This is a genomic window from Hymenobacter coccineus, from assembly GCF_001816125.1.
Lineage (GTDB): Bacteria > Bacteroidota > Bacteroidia > Cytophagales > Hymenobacteraceae > Hymenobacter > Hymenobacter coccineus.
Genome location: NZ_MDZA01000170.1, coordinates 1 through 5,078, shown reverse-complemented (window position 1 = coordinate 5,078; position 5,078 = coordinate 1). Strand labels below are relative to the sequence as shown.

Genomic DNA, 5,078 nt, shown 5'->3' with positions numbered 1-5,078 from the left:
TGCCGCGCCCCGCATCGGTGGTGTCCCAGCCGCTGGCCTGGCCCGATGCGCCCGCCGCCGTGCGTGCCCTGCTGCCCGCCACGCTGCGCCCCGGCGCCGCGCTCCAACCGCTGGTCGCAGGGCCCCGGCGCGGGCGCTGGTGGCTGCCAAACGTCGGTTCGGGCTGGGTGCGGTGGTGGTGTCGGTGGTACCCGAAACCTTCCGCTGGGCCCTGGCTGGGCAGGGCGCCATTTATGCTTCGTTTTGGAACCGGCTGCTGGCGGCGGCTACGCCCGCCGCACCAGTTGCCGCAACTTGGCGCGTAGCCACGGCCTGGCCCAAAGCTCAGATGCCCATGGCGTTGCAGCTAGAAGCGGGGGCCTTCCCAATCGCGCCGCCCACCGTTCGGGCGCTGGCCGGGGGCCCCACCGTGGCCCTGCCGCTGCGCCAGGACCCGCGCCTGCCCGAGTGGAGCACGGCCGTATTCTGGCCCGCCGCGGCCGGCTGGCACCAAGTGCAGGGCCCCGGCAAAACCAGTTATTCCTTCTACGTTTTCGGACCTGATGACTGGCAGGGCCCCGCGGCCCAACAGCGCCAGTTAGCCGCTGCGCAGCGCGCCGCCGCCGCCCCAGCCCGGCACCCACCGCAGCCGACGAGGTGCGGGAGCCCTGGCCAGCGGGCTGGTTTTTCGGCTTGTTCCTGCTTGCCGCGGGGTACCTGTGGCTAGAGGAGAAGCTCTAGCAAGCCGCTGCCCTGCCTCGGTGCTAGGGCCAGGCGGCGCTGGGGCCCCGGGGAGCCGCCGCCGGTTACGGTTACGGTTACGGTTTAAAAGTGCGGGTCAAAGTTGAAGTAGAGCGGGTTCGATAGGCCCACCATCGGGCTGCTCAGCGCCATCGACTCCGGCACTTGCGGGTAGGGCGTGGGGGGGCCCTCCACCTGCACGCGGTAGTAGGTGCGGCCCGTAGCGGCCGGGGCGTCGGTGAACTCCACGACCGGGTGCCGGCCGCTGAGTTGCAGCGTATCGAACGCGCCGCCGTTCTTGATTACCGCGACGCGGTAGGTAGCGTCCGGGGCCATTTTGCCCGCGAGCTGCACCCGGAACCGCACGGGCCGGCCCGTGGCCGCCACGTTGTCGCCCATCATCATGTCGGGCCGCCCGTCCTGGTTGAGGTCCGCGGACAGCTCCACACGCGGGGCGAAGGGGTTGGCACTGATGGACACCCGCCCGTTGGTCAGCGCGTCCACCACGGCCTGCGTGGTACGGGCCGTGGCAAACACCCACGTGGTGGGGGTGCCCACGTAGTTGGCCGTGGCCTGCACGCTGTTGGCCGTGGCCTGCACGCTGTTGGCCGTGGCCTGGGCCGGCGTGTCGGGCCGGCCGTGGTGGGCGTCGCTGCCCCCGCGCCCCGTCAGCTTGCGCCCCGACGAGAGCATGTCGTCCCAAATCATCAGTGCGTTGGCGTTTTTGGCCCAAATAACTGAATTCCAGACTTCCAGCGATTCCAGCATGTCGTAGGAATAGCCGAAATGGTCCTTGCCGCTCGGGTGGTTGGCCGAGAGGTTCACGCCGAGCTGCCGCTTGACGGCGCCGACCACTACGTCGCGTTGGTCGCGCACTTGGTAGAGGCGCCGGTGGTCGTAGGGCTGGGCCGCAAACGCGTTGCCGTGGCCGCGGGTGGTGGTCCACTCCGCCGCGTAGAGCAGCAGCACGGACGGGGACGTGAACTCCGGGTCGGCCCAGGTGTGGTGGGCCACGTCCCCGTCAACGTGGTTGTCGTGGTCCGTAATGGCCAGGTAATCCATGCCCACGCTTTGCGAAAAGGCAAGAATCTTGCCCACGGGGTTGTTGGACGATTCCTTGCTGTGGCGCGAGTGCACGTGCAAATCGCCCTTGAGCCAGATGCCCTGCGTGAGGCTGGCGGGCGGCGCCAACAGGGGCAGCTCGCTGGAAACCCACGGATTGGCCGGGCCCGCCTGGCCGAACCCGAGCTGCGCCAGGCCGAGCAGCCACAGCCCAAAGGCAATACTTCTTTGCTTCTTCAAAACGTACGGAATGGGTAATGCGCCCGGCAAACCGGACCCTTCCGGGGCGGACCGGGGACGAAGGTAGAACCCGCCGAACACGCTTGCACCACAGGCACAATTACTTAGCACAGAGGTAACCCAGGGCTAACCAAGGCGCTAAGCGGCGCCCGCCACTGATTCGCCGAAAATCATTCTTTTACTTTGAAAACCAGCAGCATGGCGCTTGGGCTTGCCCCTACCGGCGGCGAAGCATTGATAGCCGAAGGAAAAGCTATAAAAAAAGCCGCTGCCCAGCCGCGGGGAAGCGGCTGGGCAGGCCGGGTGCGTGTACCGCCAAGCTGTGCTTGGCCTTGCCTAAGGGCCCCATGGGCAGCATAGGCAAGGCCAAGCACAGCTTGGCGGTACACCCTGGGGCCCTAAAGCAAGGCCAAGCGCAGCTTAACGGTACAGCTTGGGGGCCCTAGAAATCCGTGGGCTCGCCGAGGTAGGCGAAGTCGTCGATTTCCTGGAGGAGGCCCTGGAATTTCTGGCGGGCCAGCTTGTAGGCGAAGGCGCCCAGCAGCAGGTGAACGGGCGGGTTGGGCAGGCGCACGAGCTGGTACATGGCCGCGGCGGCCTTCACCGGGTCGCCGGCCTGGTTGCCGTCGCGGCCCAGCGAGGCTTTCAGGCCCTCGCCCACCGTGGGCTGGTAGTCAGCAATTTGCGTTTCGGTGTAGGTGGCCGACACGCCGGCCCAGTTGGTACGAAACGGGCCCGGCTCCACGTTGGTGACGTGGATGCCCAGGGGCCCCAACTGCGCGGCCAGCGCCTCGCCCAGGCCTTCGAGGGCGAACTTCGAGCCGTTATAGATGCCGGCGTGGGCCAGGCCAATGAGCCCGCCTACGGAAGTGATGTTGAGGATGTTGCCCGATTTTTGGGCCCGCAGGTGCGGCAGCACGGCGCGCACCAGGCGCAGGGGCCCGAACACGTTCACGTCGAATTGGCGCTGCACTTCTGCTTCGTCAATTTCCTCGATGCTGCCCAGCGAGCCGTAGCCGGCGTTGTTCACCAGCACGTCGAGGCGCCCGAAGGCGTCGACGGCCTGCTGCACGGCGGCAGTGATTTGCGCAGCGTCGGTGACGTCAACCAGCACGCCCAAGGCCTGGCCGGGGGCTTTTTTCGTGAACTCATCGGCCTGCGCGGGCTGGCGGAACGTGGCCGCTACCCGGTCGCCTTTTTCAATTAAATACGTGGCCAGGGCCTCGCCCAACCCGGTGGAGGCGCCGGTAATAAACCAGTTTTTTGTTGCTTCGGGCATGATAAATTCGCTTAAAATGGAAGTCGTAAGACGCTCCTGACGCCCGAATTGTTCGGCGGCTGCTTACTGGCTGTACCGCCAAGCTGCGCTTGGCTTCGCCCCAGGGGCCCCAGGGCAGCCTACGCGAGGCCAAGCGCAGCTTGGCGGTACAGCCGTTTTAATACGGGTGGCTGGCGGTGGTTTCGGGGATGACCACGAGGTAATCGTAGCCCAGCAGCACGCGCTGCACGGCTTGGCCCACCACCAGCTTGCCGGCGGTGAGGGCGTGGCGGGCGGGGCGCAGGTCCACCACGTTCCAGGCGGGGCCGGTGGTTTGGTCGAAGAACAGTTTGAGCGAGGGCTCTTCGGCAGCGGTGTAGGCGCGGGGCTTTTTGGGGGAGCGGGGGCTCAGGCTGCTGGCGGCGGTACCCTGCTTTCCCATCACCAAGAGGTGCAACGATTTCTGATCCTGCGCTTCGGCCAGGTCCTGCGCCAGGTTGCCCACGTCGTAAAACTCGCCAAACGAGGCCAGGCTGAGGCCCCGCGCCAAGTGGTTGGCCCCGAACTTAAACAGCATTTTGGGCAGCGGCTGCCCCGTGGGGCCCTGGGCCCCGCGGGCGTAGCGCAGCAGGTTGCGGCGCATCAGGTTCAGGCGCTCCTGGTGGCCGCCAGTACCTTTAATCTGGCTTTGGTAAATGGCGTAGCTGGCCGCGTAGTACTGCACCATTTGGCGCACGGCGGGGCCCTCTTGCCGGGTGATGTTCACCAGGCTGTCGAGGGCGCTTGGCCGCTGCTCGGCCATGCTGAACTGGTCCTTGCCGGCGCGCTCAAACGCCTGGCCCTGGGCCGCGTACTTGGCGGCCTGCTGGTGCAAATAGGCGCGGGCAGGCTTGCCTTTGGCTTGTTCGGCCAGCAGGGCATAGAAGCGGCCGGCCATGGCAATGAACACCTGGTCGAGCCCCAGCACTTGCACGCGCTGGGCCCGCAGCGTCCGGATCAGCTCAAACTCCTCGGCCCAATTGTAGAAGCACAGCGCCTGGGGGTACCGCTGGCTGTAGGCCGTGGGCAGGCCGGGCTGCGCCGCCAGGGCCGTGAGGTCCTGGGCCACGTAGGGGTCAATTTCGGCCACGAATACCGCCGGCTTGAGCACCTGCGCCACGGCCGCCGTGAACGCTGGAATCTGGGCCGTGCCGTGGGCCTCGCCCACCAGCACAAACTGGCTTTGCTGGATGCTCGACTGCAACTTATCCCAGCCCGCGCCCGAAAACTGGGGCCCCGCCACTAGCGGCAACTGGTGCTGCCGGATGAGGCGCGTGAGGGTGCTGTCCTGGGCGCGGGCGGGGCCGGCCAGTAGGCTGGCCAGCAGCACCAGCAGCCACACGGCCAGAAAACGGGGGGCCCCGGCAGGGGCGTTTGGGGACGAGAAAAGCGGCATGGGGCGGGCGAAAAGGTGGTTGACGGGGCGAAGGTGCCCAGCCGGCCCGGCCCCGCGCAAAAATATTATCCCAACCGCCCCAAATTGGCTGTAACGCCGGGGCCCCGGGCCCGGTACCCGCGGCGGGCGGGTTGCTCCCGGGAAACCGGGCGTTGGGATAATAAACTACCGGCGGCGGTTCGGCGCGGGTAGTTTTGGCCCGGCAACCTCACCCGCCGCTTTCCACCTTCTTTCACCTCCTTACTCACTGTTTATGAAACTCTTCAACCTGCTACTGCCGGCCCTGGTGCTGGGCACCACCATCGCCGCCGTGCCACCCGCAGCCCCCCGCCCCCCGCCGCCGCTACCCCCCGCGCCCCACCG

Annotated in this window: 4 protein-coding genes; 1 reads left to right on the top strand and 3 read right to left on the bottom strand. The window is 67.2% G+C overall.

Annotated elements, in window-relative coordinates; all coding sequences use genetic code 11:
• Positions 1-139: 139 nt before the first annotated feature.
• A complete protein-coding gene (locus BEN49_RS11290; RefSeq protein ID WP_125916754.1) occupies positions 140-706 on the top strand; it encodes a hypothetical protein in 567 nt (188 codons plus the stop codon).
• A gap of 98 nt (positions 707-804) precedes the next feature.
• Here BEN49_RS11290 and BEN49_RS11285 read toward each other — a convergent pair whose 3' ends face one another.
• The 3 genes from BEN49_RS11285 to BEN49_RS27885 all read right to left on the bottom strand — a co-directional run bounded on the left by BEN49_RS11285 (position 805) and on the right by BEN49_RS27885 (position 4,715).
• Positions 805-2,022, bottom strand: a complete 1,218-nt coding sequence (locus tag BEN49_RS11285) for a CehA/McbA family metallohydrolase (RefSeq protein WP_204376092.1) — start codon at positions 2,020-2,022, stop codon at positions 805-807.
• Positions 2,023-2,464: 442 nt separating this feature from the next.
• Positions 2,465-3,301 carry an oxidoreductase gene (locus tag BEN49_RS11280; protein WP_070743408.1) on the bottom strand — a complete coding sequence of 279 codons (837 nt, stop codon included), beginning with the start codon at positions 3,299-3,301 and terminating at the stop codon, positions 2,465-2,467.
• Positions 3,302-3,458: 157 nt separating this feature from the next.
• Positions 3,459-4,715, bottom strand: a complete 1,257-nt coding sequence (locus BEN49_RS27885; RefSeq protein ID WP_158022852.1) for a hypothetical protein — start codon at positions 4,713-4,715, stop codon at positions 3,459-3,461.
• Positions 4,716-5,078: the final 363 nt, after the last annotated feature.

Bases quoted from the DNA above. Each gene is read 5' to 3' on its own strand.
- BEN49_RS27885 (WP_158022852.1), bottom strand. From the start codon at position 4,715: ATGCCGCTTTTCTCGTCCCCAAACGCCCCTGCCGGGGCCCCCCGTTTT.
- BEN49_RS11280 (WP_070743408.1), bottom strand. From the start codon at position 3,301: ATGCCCGAAGCAACAAAAAACTGGTTTATTACCGGCGCCTCCACCGGG.